Below are 20,270 nucleotides of genomic sequence, written 5' to 3'. Positions count from 1 at the left end.
TTTTACGGGCAGTTTACCTGCCTGGCCCATCTCTACTTCCCCTCTCAAGTCTTGAGTAAAGGTATTACTGCCCGTTAATGCGGGATAAAAGAGGTGAAAACATGAATTTTTACATTAACCAGACGATCCAAATTAATTACTTGAAAGTTGATGCCGTCAGCAACTCTTCTGTTCTTCAAATTGGCAGTGCAGGTATTATTAAACCGCTCGCGAACCTTTATAATACTGGAGCATTTACTGCCCCTGCCCCTGCTGCTGTACCTCCTGGAGGCCAGACTCAAACGGAAGGCCCTTTCGTTCCGCTCGCCCCGAGTTAATCCGGAGTAGGCATTCACCCATTTCAGCACCCTGCATATAAATGAATCTAGGGTACATTGGTACGTGATTTATAAGCGGGGTGAATGAAAGTGTACTATGATCAATCCATGATGCAGTATGTACAGAATTTATATGGAATCGTTCAGGCTCAGGATGAGAAAATTAAAAAACTTGAATCCGCTGTTTCCGCCATGATGGGCGAAATAGAAGAATTAAAAAAACGCCCCAGTACAACAATTGAAAAAATAGAATATAAATTTGATCAATTAAAAGTTGAAACACTTGAGGGAACATTGAACATCGGTCTCAACCCAACCGTCCCTGATCAGATTGATAACTTTGAGGTGGATCAGAAGGGACTTCAAGTAAACCAGGGAAACAGCCCGAATCGCGAGGAAGAAATATTTGAAGCTGTTCAGGCTCGGCTGTTCGCTTTTCTGAACGAGGACTGCGTCAAATACATTGAACAGCTCGCTGCACAAAATAACTACGAGCTTGATGATGCTCATAAGGAATTTATCATTGAAGATATCCGCAAGCAAATTGACAGCAGGATCAGGTTCTACTTAAAACAGGGAACCTATAATGAATCCGTGCCTGTCAGCGCGCAGATTGAAGATATTACATCTAAAGTAAAGCAGGATGTGGAGCGTTCCATTACGTACTTTATCCAAGCCCTGCCAGAAGAAGGAGCTGACAGCAACTCATGAATTTCAGCGTTGTGAATAAAGAGCTTTCTGTTGGAGCCATTCGGGTGACCGCTGTTGCAAGTTCCAGCGTCTTCCTTATTGGCGATGCGAACTGCATTACACTGTCATCTGTTTTCGATACGCCGCCTGAATCACTGATTATCGGTCCATTCGTCCCTCTTGCACCGACGTAAGCTGCGATGATCAATCGATTATCGATCGTTAACAAGGCGTATGTTGACTCGATCGGACTCAGTTCAATTTTTCAAATCGGGGACAGTGTGGATATCGTTCCCCGAGTTAAGGTATACGCAGTGCAAAGGGAAGCAGAAATCGAACTCGGCAGCGAGGGTGACTTGAAACAATACAATATTTATTCAGAGCTTTTGCCAAATCCTCTGATTACAGAGGATATTCAGACAGCATTTTTTCATGAAAATCCAACCATCAAAGTTGGGGCTGTGAAAGTAACATCTATTTCTTCATCTGGAATCGTTCATTTCGGTTCCACGAACACCATCTCAGCTGAATCACGCGTGAAGCACATCAGACAATTGCTAAGCCGGAATGAACGGAAACAGCCTTAATGCATAGACTGTGAATATGACAGAAAGCCAAAGGATGTTCATTGATGCCAGCTATTATAGGTCCAATCTGCATTAACTCTGTTGGAGGCGGTGTTGTAAACTTCGGTGACTCATTTTATCTTTCGCCTAAGAGTTCATCAAAGACAGCATCCGGTTCCGGCGGGGGAAATACCGGGGACTTTATCATTGTCAACAATATTGTAAGTGCTACAAATTCAATCGATCCTGATGTAAATGATCAAAATATTGTTGGAAATAATTAAAATGACGTGCCTGTGAGACAGCACGTCATTTTAATGTCAGGTTATTTTCTTTTCTTCCGCTCATTTGATTTTTTTGTCCGGACAAGTCTGGAAGAAGGCTGCTTGCGGATCCACTTTACATAGCCTGCAATTTTAGGATCATTCCTCAGTTCTGTTATCGTATTCAGCCGGATGGCAAGCTCATCATTTGTATACAAAGCATGAATTTGCTTGTGGCAAGGTATGCAGAGCTGTGCTGTCGGCAAAAAGGTCCCGCCTTTTTCTTTTGGAGTTAAATGGTGCTCCGTCGTTTCTACTTCCTGCCGTCTGCATAGCTCGCACGTTCCCAACCCTTTTTTCGCCATTAACATCCATCCTTTTTTATACCTACATCAATTCAAGCAATACGCTCGTTCCATTTCCTGTCGGCTCCGCAGGCATGACAATAAGCTTCCTCGGCAATCTGGCACGAAGCTCCTGAACATGGCTGATGACGCCTACAGCAAGATTGTCAGACTGCAGTTTTTCAAGGGCTGAAATAACTGTTTCAAGCAGCTCCCCATCAAGCGTCCCGAATCCTTCATCCAAGAAGAAGAACTGAAGCGGATATTCCCCTCTCAGCTGAATTTGCGAGGATAAAGACAGGGCCAGGGCCAGGGAAGTCAAGAACGTTTCTCCGCCGGATAAGCTTGAGACAGGTCGCCTCACTCCCCCATTTGCATCATCTCTCATGATAAATCCGCCGCCGGAATCTACTTCAATCGCATAACGCTGCCTCGTCAATTGTCCTAAACGTTCGGAGGCATCCTCTGCGACCAGATGCAGCTGTTCTTCTGCCAAAAATTCCACAAAGCCGTTGCCCTTAAAGACAGATTGAAGTTTTTCAAGACGCGCAGCAAGGCTGTCAAGTTCCACTCGCTTTTCTTCAATTTCCATAAATCGTTTATGCTTCTCCGAAAGTAGCTGCAATGCTTTCGAAGCAGCTCCTTTTTCTTGCGCTGCAAGGTCAATCAGCGCCTTGCTTTCAGACTTAAGCTGCTTAATATCTGACCATTTTTCAAGGCTGACAAATCTGTTATTCAATTTTGCCTCTACACGTTTTAAGTCTGCCAACACTTGTTTCTTTTTATCCTGATAGGCATCAATTTCTTCTTTCATTTTCTGCTTATCAGCCGGTGCTGCGATGGCTGTTACCGCAGCTTCAAGATCTGCAAACAGGGTCTCTTGCTTGACCTGCTCCCATTTTGTTTCGGCTTGTTTCAGACGCGCTTCTGCCTGTTCATAAGCCTTCTCTGCTGCATGGCTCCTGCTTTCAGCCTTTTGAACATCCTGCAGGGCAGTCTGCCACTCGTTGTACAGACTCTTCTCCGTTTGAACAAGCTCTGCTAATTTTCTGTCCGTTTCCCTGAGCAAAGAGGCAATGTCACTGCCAACTGTCTCTTGACCCAGCCTTTTCTGTTTCTCGTCAGCTGCCTGCTGTTTATTTTGAAGCGAAGCAGCAAGCTCAATCTGAGTGTTTTTGATGAGCTGAGCTTCATGCTCCAGCTGCTTGATTTGTTTCTCTTTTTCTTCAATAAATTGAACACTTATTTGCACTCTTGTTTTCAGCTCTTCAAGAACAGCATCTTTTTCGCTGATCTGCCGCTGCATTTCTTCTGCCTGTTCAAAGGAAATCCCGCCAAAATCATGGTTCCACTTTTCTAGTCCAGCAAGATATTCCGACTGGGTTTGATCATGCTTTTCATAAATTTCTTTTAGATCTTCTTCACTGTTCTTTTGAGTATAAAGGTGCTGATTGATTTTCTCCTGCCATTCTCTTTCGCTCACTTGAAGCTTTTGGAATCGTTCTTTCGTTTGCAGAAAATCCTGATTCAGCGCTTTATACTCTGTACGGGAATCCATTTCCTCTTTTTCCTCTTCATTCAATGAAACAACCAGTTCCGATAAAAAGGGATAGGCCGAGACCATTTCTCTTGAGAGTTCTTCCCATTTTTCTTTTAAGTGCTGAAGATGTGCACTGATTGCTGCATCTTCAGCTGTTTTCTCTTCAAGATCCTCAATCAGTGAGCCTGATATTTCTAAAGCACCCGTCTCCTTAGCAGGCTCTGGATGATGAGCCGATCCGCATACTGGACAGGGATCATCTTGTGAAAGGTGTTTTGCAAGCTGGACTGCCATTTTGTGCTCGCGCTGTTTCTCGGCTTTGTTCTTTTCATCCAATAGGCGCAGCTTGCGGGTTTCAGTCTGCTGCTGATGATCGTTAAGCAGCTCGCAGCTTCTATGATAAAATTGCTGAACACCGCTGAAGGATTCCTTAATTTTCTCGCCGACCGCCTCGTGCTTCTGTCTTGTGTCCTTCAGCTGATCTTCTGCACGCTTTAAAAAAACCTCTTTTTTATCCGCTGTTTTCTTCCACTCAGCTAAGGATGCTTCATAATTGGCGAGGTGAAACCTATGCTCAGACGCCTTCCGTATTTGCTCTCTCTCTTGAACAGTTACAGTGTTCTGATCCATTTGCTCTTTTAGTGCCTTTTGCTTTTCAAGCGCTTTTTTCAATAATTGATTGGCCCGCTCTGCTGCTTCTTGCCGCTGACTCAGATCTTCCGCTGCCTCATTAGCCTTTTCCGTCAATTCCCTTATAACAGTTAACTCTTCTTTAAGAACTTTCTCCAATTCCCTAAGCTGCAATAGCTGTTCTTTTTTCGTCACTAAAACGGGTTCTTCTGCAGCTTTCTTTTCACGTATCTGCTCATAAGCGCTGACGGTTTGGGCGTAACGCTCTTTATGCTGCTTGAGGACTTGCTGCAGCTCTTTCATTTGCAGGCTGCTGCTGTTTTTTTCTTTTTCAGCTGATTGAAGCGCCTCTGCATAAGGCTTGACGTAGTCCGCTTTCTCCGCAACTTCCAGACGTTCCGAAAGCGCGGCCATGTGATCTTTTTGCTGCTCAAGGCGCGACTGCAGGTTTTCATACTCGCCTTTTTCAAGCTGAAGCTGCCACACTTCTTCGTACTCATCATATTGTCTGACGGTTTGATCGTATTCTTTTTGTCTTTTTTCAAAGAGCAGATTGGCCCCTTCAAGCTCTTGTTCAGCAAGCTTAACCGCTTCACTTGAAGCATTTCCGAGCCCTGCCTGTTCTGCTGTCAGTTCGTTTTGTTTTCCCTTGGCATGCAGCAGTCTTTTTCTGAGCTTTTTAACGAGCTCATCTCCATACTGCTCTAAATGGAACAAACGCTGAAGCATCTGCCTTCTTTCCGCTCCTTTTAAGGATAGGAATTCAGCAAATTTCCCTTGAGGAAGAACGACTGCTCTTGTGAAATCATCTATTGTCAGACCGAGGAGAGCATACACTTTTTCATTTACTTCTGCTGCTTTGTCAGCGAGAACTACGGTCTCTTCAGTATGCTCCATGATGCGGCAAAGCGACGTTTTAACGCGCTGCTCATCTGTGCGCTTAAACATTCGTTCTACGGAATACCGTTTGGAGCTGTTTGCATTCTCAAGTTCAAACGTAAATGAGACGTGAAGGACATTCTCTGCATGATTTAATATTCCCTGTGTGTTATTGGCTGCCCGCTCTACTTTTCCGTACAAAGCTAGAGTCATCGCATCAAGAATAGAGGATTTTCCGCTTCCTGTCGGGCCAAATATGCCAAATACTCCGCCTTCGCAAAGAGAACTGAAGTCAATAACCTGCTTTTCTCTGAAACTATGCAATCCTGAAATGGTAAGGGATATTGGCTTCATTCCTTGTCCTCCTCTTCTTCCGGCTCGTCGTGAATCATATCCATAAAGAGCTTCATTGTTTCCTGATCAGGCTGCGCCCCGCCGGTCTGCTGCTCATAAAATTTGGCGAAAAGCTCATCTATCGGAAGATTTGCTCTGCTTTCGCGGGTTTGTTCATTTATGCTTTTTTCAAAGACAGGACGGATATGCACAAAGCCTGGATGAGAATTTCGCAGTCTATGAATCTCTTCAAGGGAAAGGGTATCTTTTAAATGGACCTCTAAATCAATCCAGGCATTTTGGTCTTTCCCATTGTCCAGCCACTGATGAACCTGCTGCAATCCTTCTTGGGCTCTCCATTTTACTAATGGCTTTCCGCTTGAGAGCAAGACTTCAGAAACTTGAGCCTGTCCACCTGGCTCAATATCAACAATGGAAACTGATTTTGCGTAGCCTGATTCTGAAAAACTGTAGGCAAGAGGCGAACCCGAGTATCTTGCCATTGTGCCGGCCCGCTTCAAAGTCTGCGGGCGATGAAGATGCCCAAGCGCCACATACTGCGCTTTTTCAGGAAGACTGGAAGCTGCTACCGTATATGCGCCTCCTACTTCTATTGGACGTTCAGAATCAGTGGAGCTTCCCCCGGCTACATAAATATGGCTCATTGCAAGATTAACCGTGTCATCTCTGAACTGCTCTGCCATATAGGCAAATAAATCCCTAATTCGTTCATCATAAGAATTGCGCAAAAGAATTTCATCATGACTGTCTGAGAGCACTTCTTTTAATCTTGCTTCTGAAGGGTAAGCAAGCGCCGCCATCATCATTGATTGATCGGCAGCCGGCACATCTACAGTTAAAATACCTGATGAAGGGTATCCAATCAGGTGAATGCCCTGTGTGTCTGCAAGCGGTGAAGCGGCCTGCAGGCGTTCAGGGTTGTCATGGTTTCCCGCTATCACAATAACAGGACGGCGGCCTTTATCAGAAAGCCTCGAGATGCTTTCATAAAAGAGCTGTTCCGCTGCTGCCGGAGGATTCACCGTATCAAAAGCATCGCCTGCCATTATAACAGCATCCGCTTTTTCATCAATGACAATCTGCGAAAGCTCGTCTAAAAATTGAGCCTGCTCAAGAAGACGGCTTCTCCCTTCAAGCGTTCGGCCTAAATGCCAGTCTGCTGTGTGTAGAATCCGCATAGAGATTTCCCCAACCTTTCTTCTAAAAAAAGAAGAAGTAAATACTTCTTCTCATGTCTTACACTTCTAGTACATGTCCTCCATCAAAGAAATAAAGAACTTTTGATGAAAGAGGTTTCTTTGTTATTTTTTCAATCGCTTTTCCGTAAAGATCAAGCTGAACACTGTAGCGTTTCGCTAAAACAGGACGTGCCTGCTGAAATCCTCCCGGAAACTTCCCTTCAATGGCATCTGTTTTATAATCAAGCAAAACGACACCTTCTTTGTCTTCAAATAAACAGTCGATGACACCTTGAATCAGTACATGTTCACCCTTTGCTTCTTCGTAAAGTTCATCGGCGGGCAAGGCATAACTGAAGGGAACCTCCCTCTCAATTCGGTCGGCTTTCTGAAGTCTTTTCCCGATATCCGTCTGGAAAAAGCGAGCAATGGAGTCAATGTCAATGCTGTCCGCCTGCTCTTTCGTCAGGATTTCTTTTGTGATAAGCTCTTGTACTTTTCTGCGGGTATTTTCGGCCGTTACCGCTTCGCTCAGATTAAGCTGCTGCATAACTGCATGCATAGCTGTCCCTTTTTCTGCAGCTGTGAGCGATTTTTTCTGCATGAATTTTGGACGGTCATACATAAAGGTGTCTTTCTGAGTGCGCAGAATGGTTTCATCACTATATTCATCTCTGAATTCCTGCTGCCTTTTCACTTCCGATACAGATTGCTTTGAACGGAATATGGTGGCAAACTGATGCTCATACGTCCATGATAACCGGGCTTTTATTTGCTCCTGATAATCTGACTGCTCAGCTACTGGTTCTAGGTTCTTCAAAGCACTGAGCATTTCCTGATCGTACTTTTTCTCCTCTTTTTGACTGTCATACAGTTCCTCTTCATTCATTACGTTAATTTCCCACCGCGATGGATGATGAAGAATAGATGGACTTGTTTCTTCGCTATTTTCTCTGAGTCTTTCCGCATTCTCGTGGCGGATTAATGCAGGACCGATCCAGTCAAGATAGGATTTAGCCTGTGCCCGTTCAAAATCCGGGAGCAGCCACTCCTCCTGAGTCATTGAATTTTGCCAGTCAGACAGTGTTTTTCCGGCGTCTTTCAATGTTCCGACCAAGAAAAGTTTCTCTTTTGCGCGAGTTAACGCTACATACAGAACGCGGAGCTCTTCTGACAGCAATTCAATTTTCATCTTTTTCTTCATGGCTGCAAGCGGCAAGGTTGGATAGCTGATTCGAAGAGACGGCTGAATCAGCTTCGTAGCGAATCCGAGCTCCTTATCAAGCAAGTATTTTTTATTCATATCCATCATATTAAACTGTCGTGCAAGACCGGCAGCGAATACGACCGGAAACTCCAGCCCTTTGCTGCTGTGAATGGTCATCAGCCGCACCACATCTTCCTGCTCGCCGAGGGCTCTTGCAGCACCAAGGTCATCTCCGCGTTCCTGCATGCGCTCTATGAAGCGAAGGAAACGGAAAAGTCCTCTGAAGGTTGTGGCCTCATACTGGCGTGCTCTGTCATAGAGCGCCCTCAAATTGGCCTGCCGCTGCTTGCCGCCTGGCATTCCGCCGACATAATTGAAAAATTTCGTATCCCGGTACAGCTGCCAGATTAATTCTGAAACGGAGCCCATGCGAGCAAGTTCTCTCCATGTTTGCAGCTGATCATAAAACGATTGCAGTCTTCTGCTGAGGGCTGCATCTTCCAGGGATGCTTCTGATAAGAAAACTTTTAACGCTTCAAAGTACGTGCCTTTTTTTGAATATGTCCGGATGATGGCCAGCTCATTTGTATTCAGTCCGACAACAGGCGACCTTAGAACGGATGCTAGCGGGACATCCTGGTACGGGTTATCAATCACTTTGAGAAGCGACATCATAATGGCGACTTCCGTTGCTTCAAAATAACCGCCTGAGAGGTTTGCATACACAGGAATGCCCTCTTGTTTAAACTCCTCAATAATTTGCGGCGCCCATGGCATAGAGCGCAGCAGAATGACTACATCTCTGTATGTGATATTCCGGGTCCCACCGATTTTACGGTCATAAACCTGAAATTTATCCTGAATCATCCCGCGGATTTTCTTAGCCATGACTCTTGCTTCAAGCTGAACAGTCTGAAGTTCTTCAGGATGGAATGAAGCTTCTTCCAAAGAACCGTCCTCTTCCTCATCCTTTCCGCGATTTACAAGCAGGAGTTCAGCCCGCATCTGTTCGGAGTCCGGATAAGCTGCCCCAAGCTTCAGCTCAGCATCAAGGTCATAGGCAACTTCCCCCACCTTCTCTCCCATCAGCTGCTTGAAGAGAAAGTTCGTGCCGTCGATGACTTCTGAACGGCTTCTGAAGTTTTTCGATAAATCGATGCGGAGGCCGCTGTGCTGCCCTTCTTTTGAGAAGGTTTTATATTTGCTTAAAAATAAAAACGGTTCAGCAAGACGGAATCTGTAGATCGATTGTTTTACATCGCCTACCATAAACAAGTTTCCCCGTCCGCTTTTTGTTACCAGCTTGAGAATGGTTTCCTGTACAAGGTTTGTATCCTGATACTCATCGACAAGAACTTCTTCAAACTGATTTTGATAATCAACAGCTGCTTCACTTGCATGCAAGTGTCCATGCTCATCGGCTGTTCCCAAAATTTGAAGGCAGAAGTGCTCAAGGTCGGAGAAATCTACAATTCCTTTTTGCTTTTTCATTTCATCAAAACGTTCCCCAAACAGTTTCACAAGTCCTGTAAGTGTTTCGATCACAGGTTTTAAATCCCGTAAATCCTGCAGATGGCTTTCATAAGATCGTGCAAACAGCTCTTCCTGAAGCTGTTCGATTTGTTTTTTGGCTGAATTGCGCAGCGCCGTAGTCTGTTCAAGCAATTCCTTGCTGTATTCAGACCCCCTGCATGCTTTAGCCCGCGTAAATGACGTCAGTGCCATTTTTTCCGCAAGTTCCTGCCACGAATCCTTCGCTTTAATCAACTCCTGAACCTGCCTGATATCATCTGTCAGATTTTCCGCACGCGGAGCTGGCCCCCCCGGTTTTTCAGTCAATGCAAGTGCACGCTGCAATTTTTCAAGACTGCTTGTGAGCTGCATGGAAATATCTGCAGCAAGATATGGAAAAAACGGCAAGTTTTCAAGCCGCTCTTCTTCGCCATACATGCCGGCAAGCTCATCAAGCCACTTAGAAGGGTTCGGATGCGAACGGGAAAATTGATAGAGCGCACGGATCAGTGTCTGCAGGTCTGTATCACTTCTATCTGTTGTATAGCGGTCTACTAGATCAAAAAAAGCATCATTATCTGCCAGGCTGTATTGTTCTTCAAAGATATCATCGAGCACCTCATCGATCAGGAGCTGCCCCTCAGTTTCATCTGCAATCCGGAAACCCGGATCTAAATCGATTAAGTAATAATACTTCCTCATCACATTCAAGCAGAAGGAATGAAGCGTAGAAATGGCTGCCCGATTTAATAGGGACAGCTGTCTTCTCAAATGAAGGGAAGAGGGGTTTTCCTTCAATGCTTTTTCAAGCGCTTCGCCGATCCGGTTTCTCATTTCTGCTGCTGATGCATTGGTGAATGTTGCGACTAATAACCGGTCCACATCGACCGGATTTTCTTTTGAAATGATTTTGCGGATAATTCTCTCAACGAGCACCGCTGTTTTTCCTGATCCAGCGGCGGCTGCCACAAGAATATCCTGTCCGCCTGAGACGATCGCTTTCCATTGATCATCCGTCCACTGGCTGTCACTCGGTTTCTGTATCATTCTCTTCCCTCCCTGCTTCGTTCCGCAATCTTGAGAGAATGACATCATTTTTGTCATCCTTCAGCATGCGGTATTGATTTTCTGCCAATGATTGATCAAATTGACAGACTGACTTAAAGGAGCAAAACGTGCATGGAACTTTTTCCTTCATTTTGTAAGGAGCGATATCGACAACTCCGTTTGTAATATCCGTGCCTATGCTTTGGAAAATCGAACGCACATGACCGCGGAGCAAATCAAACTCCCCTTCGCTTGCAATCGCAGAATCCGACCTGAAGCCGCCATCCTTTTTAAGGCCGGCAGATACAATTTTCGAAAGGCCGCTGTCTAAAGTCTGATCCATTAGACGCACAGCTTCCTCATCTCCAAGCAGTAACCCCTTCATTTTAAACTTCTTGAAAATTTCCTCTTCAATTTTATCCTGCGGAATCTGTGAGGCTGTCTGAATCATCGGATCGTGCACATGGAAATAAAGCACGCCTGCAGGAGTCGCCTCCACTCCAAGCCAGCTTTTTGAATGAGTGATAATCACATCTAAATAAGTCAGCATCTGCAGGGCGAGTCCGTAATACACCTCGGATAAATTAAGAGCTTTATCACTTGATTTAAAATCAACGATTCGGAGGAGAACTCCTTTAGAGCTTTCCGCCTTATCCACGCGGTCAATCCGTCCGATCAATTCCATCGTGCAGCCATTATCCAGCTGAAAACGGATAGGAGGCAGCGGACCGCCTTTGCCGAATCCAAGCTCAAGGCCGGCAGGAGCAAACCCGCTTGCCCTGGCATGCTCGCTTAAAATAGACGAAGCTCTCGTGATAATGCTGACAAGCTTTCTTTTTAAATAGTGATGACGGTTTGAGCTTAATAGAATTTCCCGCTGAAGTCTTGGAGCCAGCGTTTCAACTGCATCATTGGAAAGACGGGCGCATTGATCCTTCGATAAATCCTTCCAATCAAGCTTTAATTGCTGCATTCGATCTGCTATCAGCTTTAAAGCAGAGTGAAACATCTGGCCGATATCCGGTGCCTCCAAGCGGAAATATTGCCGTTCCTTAAGTTTTAATCCGTGTGTTGCATAATGGGAAAACGCACAGGCCTTAAACATTTCCATCCGCGAAACACTGCCTTGAATGTGCTCGCCGTAAAGTTCTCGGCTGATGTCTGACTGCAGTGTTTCTGCTTCGTTTCGATAAAAAAGGCTCCCGACAACTTTTGATAACGTCTCCTTTTGGTCCTGCTGGGTAAAGTACGTGTACGTATCCCACCAAATGGAACTGATTGGATAGCTCCGCTTCCAGGCCTGCAGCTGAGAAGTAAGATAGGAAATGGTAACATCTTCATTCACAATAAAGGACAGCTGTTCCTCTTCAGGCAGCTCCTCAGGCTCATTTATAAAAATTTCCGTTCGAATGGCTGGGAATAAGTCCTTCAGCCGCTTAATGATCATGGACGGAAGCAAAGCTTTCCCTTCCTCGTCTGCAAGCGGATAGGAGATATACAGCTCATGAGATGCGCCTGCAAGTGCTAAATAAATGATAAAACTTTCATCTAAAAGCTGCTCTCTCGCAGTTGGCGCAAGTTCAATCCCCTGATGGTGCAGAGACATCCGGTCTTCCTCTGTCAGCACCCCTTTTTCCATCGGCCTTGCAGGAAGAACACCATCATTGGCGCCAACCACAAATGAAATCTTGACGTTAAGCAGTCTTGATCGTTCCAGGCTTGCAATGACAACCTGATCAATTGCAGGCGGAACGAGCGCAAACTTCATCGCCTCAAGACCCGTTTCGATCATTTCGGAAAATAGCTTGCGGGAAATGGCATGCTCATTCATCATCTCAGCAAACTCATCAAGCATTCCTGTTACAGCACTCCATACTTGAGCATGTTCTCTAGCCTCGATCAGTCTTCCCGCTTCCTCGGCATTCACTCGCAGCTGCTCAAGCTTAAGCGGAATATCCAGCTCTTCAAGAAACAGGTACAGAGCCTCGGCCATGCCGATGCTGCTTTTAGCCCTTTTCATTCTCTCAGCAAGTCCGCTCAGCGGCCGGACAACGAGATCTCTGAGCTGATTGATCATTTCTTCCATTTCATTTTCTTCATCTGTTCTGACATACTCATCGTCCAATGAATAGTATCTGCGATAGACAAAGCGTTCTTCCTTTGTCCATTTGCTTCCCTGAATCCCATATGAAAGCACGTAGTTTTCAAACTGATCCATTTTTTCCCGCATTTCCTGCTTGTCGGCGTCAAGAGGCAGAAGAAGCTCTGTTTTGATGCAGCGGAACACCGCTTCATAGCGCCAGTTGCCGTTTAAGACTTCAAGGGCTGATCTGATCAGTTCAATCACAGGGTGATTCAGCATCGAACGCTTTTGATCGATGAAAAAAGGAATCTCATAATCTCTGAACACTTGTTCAATCAAATCCTGATAATCTCCAATATTCCGAATTAAAACGGCAAGATCCTTGTAGCGGTAATCTTCATCCATGACAAAGCCGCGGATTTTTCTGGCAATCCCTTCTATTTCTGAGCGGCGGGACGAGGCCTGGGCAATCACCGCGTTTGTTTCTCCTTGGTACGGCTTTACAGGCCTTGATTCAAGATATCTCTCTAAATGGGCAAGTGACGGACGTTCTATGAATCTCGGCATTTCATTTAATACGAGGACCTCATCCACTTCCATCCTTGATTCTTCTGCAATCATTGAGAGCTTATGATAAGTCATTCCAGTCATTCTGAATAAATGCAGTTCATGCGGCAGATGCTCATGAAACGGCTTGTCCGCTGTAAGCGCAATGGTTACGCTTTTTGCATAATTCATGAATGCTGCGATGACTTCATACTCCTGGGGCGTAAAGCTGTGAAATCCATCTATATAAATATCCGCATTTTGAATATATGATGATTCTGCAATTTTCTCTGCCAAGAGCTTAAGATAATCCTCTGAATCAACGTACGTTCCGCTAAGTTCAATCTCGAGCTGTTTATAGAGCAGGACAACATCATGAAGCTTATCAGCCAGCGCCTTTTCCTGACGGGTAGCATTTACTGACATCTTCTCGAGCTTTTCTTCCATATCCTGGGGCGTGAGACAATATCGCTTCAGCTCTGTAATCATCGTTTCTATATGTTCGATAAATCCGCTTTTGCTGCTTGCTTTTGCAAAGATTTTAAACTCCTGCTTATGCTGTTCAACAAGCTTCCGAAGCATCATTTGAATCCCTGTTCCGGATATATGATAGCGGCTGATTCCTCCTGTTTCCTGCAGGATCCTCCATGCCAGACGGCTGAAGCTGAATGTTTGCGCACGCATCATCCCGCCTAAATCAGGCGTTTTAATCAGCTCATATTCAATGCCAAACGTCATTTGATCAGGCACCAAATAAACGATTGGGTCTCCTTCCGGCTGTTCAAAAAGATCCATGCGGATTTCATTTAACAGCCGGTGTGTTTTCCCGCTTCCAGATCTCCCTAACACAAACTTTACTCCCACATTCAGGACCCCTTTCTAAAAAAAAGCGCAAGCACATTGATACGCACAGGCAGCTTACTGTCTATAAGATTCTAAATTAATTTCTTATCGTCAATGAATAAAAAGGCATACCAATATGCCTTTTTCATTCTTTAAGCTATCTATTCTTTCATTTGTAATCTCTACATCTATTTTACTTGAAAAAACAGGGGAATACCATTCCCGCACCCTTTCCAAGTTTTGCAGAATCATGGGAGAACGGCCTGATAAGATGATGCATAGGCTATAAGAAAAGTGAAAGCGGCAAGGTTTTGACAGAGCCATTCTGAGAGAGAATCCGGGTACTTGCGCTGGACATAGATGCTGGATGCTATCTGAATTTTGATATGAATGAAAAGGAGGCAGGAAAATGAATAAAATTAATCTGCTCTCATTCTTTTTTTTAATCACGGCAATCATGGTCGCAAGCAGCATCTATATTCTTATTCCGATTTATCATGAAGCAGCAGAAGGCATTGGAATTTCATTTGATGAAGCTGTACTCGGAAGCACTTTTTTCACCTTCTTCTATGCAGCCGGGCTACTTGTATTTGGGCCGCTTACAGAGATGGCCGGGAAGAAAAAAATTCTCATTGCCGGATTTGGCTGCTCCATCATTGCCACGGTTCTCTTAGCCTTTGCGGCACCTTCAACCTTTCTCCCGCTGCGCTCCTTACAAGGATTTTTTTTGGGCTGCTTCGCGCCTGTCGCTTATGCCTATTGCTTTGAAGCCTTTGATGAGAAAATAAGGACACGGCTGATTTCCCTCATCAATATGGGGTTTTTGATGTCGGGCATCATGGGTCAGCTGATCAGCTCAGCGATTGCAGCTGCATTCAATTGGGCTGCGGTGTTTTATTTTTTTGCATGTATGTATGCTTTTGTAATGGCTGGGATGGTCTTTTTAATTGAGGAAAAAAGGACGGGAACTGTACGGAAAAATTTCTTCTCTTCTTTAAGCTCTATTCTTAAAAACAAAAAATTGATGTTGTGTTATCTTCTTGCTTTTGCGATGCTAATGTCTTTTGTTGCTTACTATGAAGGTTTTCACAGAGAATACGGGGGAACGGTTTCGAATGAGGCTTTGTTCTGGGCCAAAGCTGCGGGATTAACGGGGGTATTTTTCTCACTGATGAGTGTGAAGTGGATTATAAGGTATGGTAAGCTGACTGCCGTCAGATATGCCCTGATTGGAATAATCCTTTCATTTCTTCTATCATTTTTAAGCACCAATCTTTACATGTCAGCAGGATTTTCTGTGTTATACACAGCATCGCTCTCCATTTGCATACCCGCGGTCATTTCGCTTATCGGCGAATACGGAGGACGTGACAGGGCAACTGCAGTGTCCCTATATTCATTCCTGCTTTTAGCCGGAGCAAGTATAGGCCCTTTAATAGCCGGCATCTTTTCCTTTCATGGAATTCTGTTTTTGTTCTCAGTGTTTTACAGCATAGCTGTTCTTTTTACAATCAGAAAATAGATTCATTCTTTCACTTTTCCGATCACTTCATCCTGACTGATCAAGCCAAATTGCCGGCTGTCACGGCTTACGAGACGATTATCCCCTAAAACAAATAGATATCCCTCTGGAATCGTATTTCTTCCGGTGATTTCTTTTAAGGTAAAGCTGCCTGTTACTCTTCCGAAAGGAGTCCCTTTTTTCAGCGTTTTCAAATAAGGTTCTTCCATTGCCTTGCCATTTACAAACAGTTTATCATTTTTATATTCGAGTTCATCCCCCGGCAAACCGATCACTCTTTTGATGTAAGCATCTTCTCCGCCCGGTGCTTTAAACACAACGATCTCAAAGCGTTTGAAATCAAACAGGCGGTGATTGACCTTATTTATGGACAGCAGATGTCCGGCTGTCAGAGTGGGCTGCATGGAAACACCCTCAACCTTGTAATCAACGAAAATGAGATTTTTTATGGTAATAATGAGCAAGAATGTGATGACAGTTGAAAAAAACCAGTATCTTTTTCTCATCTTAACTCCCCCGTAAATTTAATGATCTCTTTTCTTTTCAAGCATTTTGACATTGAGCCGCTTTTCGAGCTGCTTGCCGATGAACCACAATAAAAAAATAACAGCCACGGCAATGACCGTTCTTGAAGGCTGCGTAATCAAAGCACGCAAATCATATCCGATGAAACTGACTAAAAAGATCATCACAAACTTTCCGGACAGCACAGCCAAACTGAATTGCCAGATACTCACCTTGGACAGCCCCGCCACGATATTAACGGCTGCAGATGGCGTAAACGGAAAGCAAAGCAGCAAAAACAAAGGACCAAACCCGTGCCTCTCAAGCCACCCCATCATTCTCTGCACAGTCGCATTCCGGCTGAAAACCCTGAAGAACCTCTCCTGTCCGTACTTTCGAACGATCAGAAACAGAATTAGGGCACCAAGACAGCTTCCGATCCAGGAATAAATAAAACCGAACCACAGGCCAAACGAATTGGCATTCGCTACAAGAAAAACGACTAACGGCAAAAATGGCAGAAACGCTTCAAGCAAAGGAAGCCCTATGCCCAGCAGCGGACCAAACGAACGGTAATCTTTAAAAAATTCCATCATTCTTTCAATAGTAAAATAATCCAAAAACGCCTCGAGTTCCATGCGGTAAGCTCCTTACATCTTTATCTATGCTATTATTTTACACGTTTGTGTAAAGACTTTAAACATAGAGGGTAGTTTCCTGTGCGGAGCATGCATAAAACAGACTTGCATTTCATAAGCTGATAAAGTAAAATAAAATCGAACATACGTTCTTTTCATAATGTTGAAGCGAGGTTTTTTTGATGACGAGAATTCCCTCAGACCTTCGAGATGCAATTGAAATGTCCATATACCTTCCGATGACCATTTCCATATTCAACCGGGACTTATCCATCATTGAGCAAAGTCCATTCAAGCTTAAACAGCCCTACCTGAACATCATCGAAGAATCACTCAAACTTGCACAAAAGGATCTGACAGTCGTACGCCATGAACTGAAAAAAAACAGCATAAAGGTCAGCCAGGTGCAAAGAGATGAAGCATTTACGATGTATTCATTCATCTTTAAAGGCTACGAGGAGCAGCACAATTATTTTAATCCCCGAATACGCAATAAAGTATGCGAACTCATGGAAGAATATTTATTTAAAGTGATAAAAAAGTAATTAATGCTTGTTCAGCTCGCGAATGATTTGTTCGTAAATGAGATTTGTCTGCTTTTCCTTTGGAAACAGCACCAAGTTCATCTTGCGGTGCTCTTCTTCAATTCGTGCTGTTATGATCGTGCGCAGCTGAGCCGTCCGGAATAATTGGTTCTCAAAAGACGTTGAAGAGACTGAAATTGTTACACTGCCCCCATTTGTAAAGAAAATGTCTGTATTATCAAAATCAGCAGCTGCATATTGAAGAATGTGTGCATGCGAAATCCATGCGCATTGCCTTCTTGATGAAGAAGACGTTGGAAAGAAATACATATGATTTCCCGGATCAATGACAATCGGAGGTTTGTGTGTAATCCCCATTAAATCCCTTGTGGCGGCTTTGCGTCCTTCGTAGCTGGACCCGAAATAAGAACAGCTTCGGTTTATAATATCCTGAGGAGTGAGCTTCACAAAAACCTCTTGCTCTGCCTCAATGACTCTAGAAAACAGACTTCCTCTGTGCACCTCAGGCAAGATTGCCATCGTAAATCGATTTGCTACGTAATGATCTAAATACTCTGCTTGCTCGTTTTCCAAAATTTTCACCTCTAATTATATAGGAGTATAGAACTAGTTTTAATCTAGCATATCCATTTCTCTTTTTCTACAATTTTACAATATTTTAACATTGAGATGATAAGTTAGAGAAAGTGCTGCAGACAACTCTCTTATACAAAATTCAAGCCTCTAATACACGGCATCCGGCAGAATCCAATCAACTTTCATGTCCTGCTCTGCGTTCCATTTATCTTTGCACTTCCATGTTTTCCTGACTTTTAACCACATGCAGAAATTGGAGAAATAAGTTTTCTAAAAATTATAAATATTTAGTTGATTTCTGTGCCTATTATCCATATAATTAAAAAAAGGCATCAGGGGTGATCTTTCGTGAAAAACAGGAAAACGTATACCGAGATCATGAAGTCCCGTAACACATTCAAGATGGAAAAGAAACAGGAAACCGTACTTGATATTTACATTCAAATGGTGTTGGATGAAGCTGTGTTAACCCGGAAACTGTCCCTCCTTTCGGAAAAGATCGATGAGTCCTTGGACCTCAATGACAAACCGCTATTTTTAAAGTTAGCCAAAGAATATGCAGAGCTGCGATTAATCATTTAAAAGCAAGCCCCGAAGCGGGGCTTGCTTTTATGTTGTTGGTGGAGAATGTGCTGGGCGGCATACAGCTCCTATGGGTACCTTCGCAAAAAAACTTCTCGATTCAAAGGCATCATACAACATCTTAGATCTCAAAAAAGCAACAAAATTAAATCCAGTACACAAAAAGAAAAGCTGCCGCACCAAAATGATGCGGCAGCTTTTTCTGTCCTGCTTAAGATTGATTAGCTGTGAACTGCTCTGCTTCTGTTGAACCTTTTAACGCAGTTGTAGAAGAAGTTCCGCCTGTGATGGTTTGTGATACTTCATCAAAGTAGCCTGTTCCGACTTCGCGCTGATGTCTTGTTGCTGTATAGCCGTATTGCTCGCTTGCAAATTCAGCCTGCTGAAGCTCAGAGTAAGCAGCCATGCCGTGATCACGGTATTTTCTTGCAAGTTCAAACATGCCGTAATTTAGAGCATGGAAACCGGCAAGCGTAACAAATTGGAATTTGTAGCCCATTTTAGCAATTTCTTTTTGGAACTTGGCAATTGTCTCTTCGTCTAATTTTTTCTTCCAGTTGAAAGATGGCGAACAGTTGTAGGCAAGCAGCTTGCCTGGGAATTTTGCATGAATGGCGTCAGCGAACTTCTGCGCCTGCTCTAAGTTCGGCTCAGACGTTTCGCACCAGACTAAGTCAGCATACGGAGCATAAGCAAGTCCGCGTGCGATTGCCTGATCAATGCCTGCAGCTGTGCGGAAGAAGCCTTCCGGTGTGCGCTCACCTGTAATAAACGCCTGATCTTCAGGATCTACATCACTTGTGATTAAGTCAGCTGCATCTGCATCTGTTCTTGCAATAATTAATGTCGGAACGCCCATAACGTCAGCTGCAAGACGAGCTGAAATTAAATTCTTTACAGCTGTTTGTGTCGGCAGCAATACTTTTCCGCCAAGGTGACCGCATTTTTTCTCAGATGATAATTGATCTTCGAAATGAACCGCAGCAGCTCCAGCTTCAATCATTCCTTTCATTAATTCAAATACATTCAGCTGTCCGCCGAAACCGGCTTCTGCATCTGCAATAATCGGAGCGAACCAGTCGATGTTTCCTTCTCCCTCAAGATGCTGAATTTGATCGGCACGCTGAAGGGCCTGATTGATGCGTTTTACAACAGACGGCACACTGTTTGCCGGATATAAACTTTGATCCGGATACATGTGTCCTGAAAGATTTGCATCAGCCGCTACCTGCCAGCCGCTTAAATAAATCGCTTTCAATCCTGCTTTTACTTGCTGAACTGCCTGATTTCCTGTTAGTGCGCCCAGTGCATGTACATAATCTTCCGTCTGCAGCAGGTTCCAGAACTTTTCAGCTCCCCTGCGTGCAAGTGTATGTTCAATATCAATCGATCCGCGAAGGCGAATAACCTCTTCAGCTGTATATGGTCGTTCTACCCCATTCCATCTTGCATCCATTGCCCAGTTTTCCTGTAATTTCTGTGCTCTTTCGTTTGTCATTTCCTGATCCCTCCAATAGGTTGTTTGTATTGTTATAATACAGTTATTATTTTATAGTATTAATATATAACAGATTAATTGGAAATGGAATCTTTTTCTTTAAAATTTTTTGAATTTTTTATTTTCTGAGATTGAATGCTTGATAGGATGGGGTTTTCAAGGGGTAAAAGACAATGATTTCAGGTAAAAAATAAAAACAGAGGCTGGGACAAAAGGTTTTCAGCCAAAGAAAAATCCGAACTATTATGCGAAATTCCAACTTGAATTTCGTTTTAGTTCGGATTTTTTTCTTATTGTTGCCGCAGACTAAATGATAGAAACCTTAAGTGGATTGCAGCGGAAGGAACTTGACTCCTGCGGGAAATAGAGCAAAGTGGGAGACCCCACAGGCAACGCCGAGGAGGCT

17 protein-coding genes are annotated in these 20,270 nt (G+C 44.0%); 8 read left to right on the top strand and 9 right to left on the bottom strand.

The features are described from left to right. Nucleotides 1-101: 101 nt before the first annotated feature. From AC3ISE_RS04695 to AC3ISE_RS04675, 5 genes are all read left to right on the top strand, one after another. Entirely contained in the window at nt 102-317 is a 216-nt protein-coding gene (locus tag AC3ISE_RS04695; protein ID WP_489223232.1) for a spore germination protein GerPB, read from the top strand. An 84-nt stretch (nt 318-401) separates the two neighbouring features. Continuing rightward, nucleotides 402-1,028: a spore germination protein GerPC gene (gene gerPC, locus AC3ISE_RS04690; RefSeq protein WP_489223231.1), complete on the top strand. Its 627-nt coding sequence runs from the start codon at nt 402-404 to the stop codon at nt 1,026-1,028. Next, complete coding sequence (locus AC3ISE_RS04685; RefSeq protein ID WP_070879263.1) at nt 1,025-1,201, top strand: spore gernimation protein GerPD; 177 nt, start codon at nt 1,025-1,027, stop codon at nt 1,199-1,201. Before gerPC ends, AC3ISE_RS04685 begins: the two co-directional genes overlap by 4 nt. Before the next feature lie 6 nt (nt 1,202-1,207). After that, nucleotides 1,208-1,594, top strand: a complete 387-nt coding sequence (locus tag AC3ISE_RS04680; RefSeq protein WP_489223230.1) for a spore germination protein GerPE — start codon at nt 1,208-1,210, stop codon at nt 1,592-1,594. Between the two features lie 44 nt (nt 1,595-1,638). Further along, complete coding sequence (locus tag AC3ISE_RS04675; protein ID WP_133311980.1) at nt 1,639-1,857, top strand: spore germination protein; 219 nt, start codon at nt 1,639-1,641, stop codon at nt 1,855-1,857. A gap of 41 nt (nt 1,858-1,898) precedes the next feature. On the opposite strand, the gene hlpB is transcribed toward AC3ISE_RS04675, so the two are convergent. From hlpB to addB, 5 genes are read right to left on the bottom strand one after another with little or no spacing between them, the layout of a single operon-like run. Further along, the gene (gene hlpB, locus AC3ISE_RS04670; RefSeq protein WP_489223229.1) at nt 1,899-2,201 is read right to left on the bottom strand and encodes an HNH nuclease-like protein HlpB; all 303 of its coding nucleotides are present in this window, start codon (nt 2,199-2,201) and stop codon (nt 1,899-1,901) included. Nucleotides 2,202-2,223: 22 nt separating this feature from the next. Continuing rightward, on the bottom strand, nt 2,224-5,583 hold the full coding sequence (locus AC3ISE_RS04665; RefSeq protein ID WP_489223228.1) for an SbcC/MukB-like Walker B domain-containing protein: 3,360 nt from the start codon (nt 5,581-5,583) through the stop codon (nt 2,224-2,226). Beyond that, complete coding sequence (locus AC3ISE_RS04660; RefSeq protein WP_489223227.1) at nt 5,580-6,761, bottom strand: exonuclease SbcCD subunit D; 1,182 nt, start codon at nt 6,759-6,761, stop codon at nt 5,580-5,582. The genes AC3ISE_RS04665 and AC3ISE_RS04660 overlap by 4 nt, the downstream gene beginning before the upstream one ends. Nucleotides 6,762-6,819: 58 nt before the next feature. After that, nucleotides 6,820-10,527, bottom strand: coding sequence for a helicase-exonuclease AddAB subunit AddA (addA, locus tag AC3ISE_RS04655; RefSeq protein WP_489223226.1), 3,708 nt, complete (start codon nt 10,525-10,527; stop codon nt 6,820-6,822). Continuing rightward, nucleotides 10,508-14,020 (bottom strand): helicase-exonuclease AddAB subunit AddB, encoded by a 3,513-nt coding sequence (gene addB, locus AC3ISE_RS04650; protein ID WP_489223225.1) that lies wholly within the window; start codon nt 14,018-14,020, stop codon nt 10,508-10,510. The genes addA and addB overlap by 20 nt, the downstream gene beginning before the upstream one ends. 388 nt (nt 14,021-14,408) lie before the next feature. Between addB and AC3ISE_RS04645 the strand changes: the two genes are divergently transcribed. After that, nucleotides 14,409-15,521 (top strand): MFS transporter, encoded by a 1,113-nt coding sequence (locus AC3ISE_RS04645; RefSeq protein WP_489223224.1) that lies wholly within the window; start codon nt 14,409-14,411, stop codon nt 15,519-15,521. 2 nt (nt 15,522-15,523) lie between these two features. Here the strand turns inward: AC3ISE_RS04645 and lepB are convergent, their stop codons facing one another. Together lepB and AC3ISE_RS04635 are read right to left on the bottom strand one after the other, a co-directional pair. Beyond that, nucleotides 15,524-16,027 (bottom strand): signal peptidase I, encoded by a 504-nt coding sequence (lepB, locus tag AC3ISE_RS04640; protein ID WP_489223223.1) that lies wholly within the window; start codon nt 16,025-16,027, stop codon nt 15,524-15,526. 18 nt (nt 16,028-16,045) lie between these two features. Next, nucleotides 16,046-16,663 carry a TVP38/TMEM64 family protein gene (locus tag AC3ISE_RS04635; protein ID WP_133311988.1) on the bottom strand — a complete coding sequence of 206 codons (618 nt, stop codon included), beginning with the start codon at nt 16,661-16,663 and terminating at the stop codon, nt 16,046-16,048. A 182-nt stretch (nt 16,664-16,845) separates the two neighbouring features. On the opposite strand from AC3ISE_RS04635, the gene AC3ISE_RS04630 reads away from it, so the two are divergent. Continuing rightward, complete coding sequence (locus tag AC3ISE_RS04630; protein ID WP_133311989.1) at nt 16,846-17,208, top strand: YhjD family protein; 363 nt, start codon at nt 16,846-16,848, stop codon at nt 17,206-17,208. On the opposite strand, the gene AC3ISE_RS04625 is transcribed toward AC3ISE_RS04630, so the two are convergent. Further along, complete coding sequence (locus AC3ISE_RS04625) at nt 17,209-17,781, bottom strand: competence protein ComK (RefSeq protein WP_489223222.1); 573 nt, start codon at nt 17,779-17,781, stop codon at nt 17,209-17,211. Nucleotides 17,782-18,132: 351 nt separating this feature from the next. On the opposite strand from AC3ISE_RS04625, the gene AC3ISE_RS04620 reads away from it, so the two are divergent. Next, complete coding sequence (locus tag AC3ISE_RS04620) at nt 18,133-18,366, top strand: IDEAL domain-containing protein (RefSeq protein WP_489223221.1); 234 nt, start codon at nt 18,133-18,135, stop codon at nt 18,364-18,366. 211 nt (nt 18,367-18,577) lie between these two features. Here AC3ISE_RS04620 and aceA read toward each other — a convergent pair whose 3' ends face one another. Continuing rightward, complete coding sequence (gene aceA, locus AC3ISE_RS04615) at nt 18,578-19,864, bottom strand: isocitrate lyase (RefSeq protein ID WP_489223220.1); 1,287 nt, start codon at nt 19,862-19,864, stop codon at nt 18,578-18,580. Between the last annotated feature and the right edge of the window lie 406 nt (nt 19,865-20,270).

This window comes from Metabacillus sp. KH_069 (genome assembly GCF_057838075.1).
This window is presented reverse-complemented; position numbering and strand designations above follow the sequence as displayed.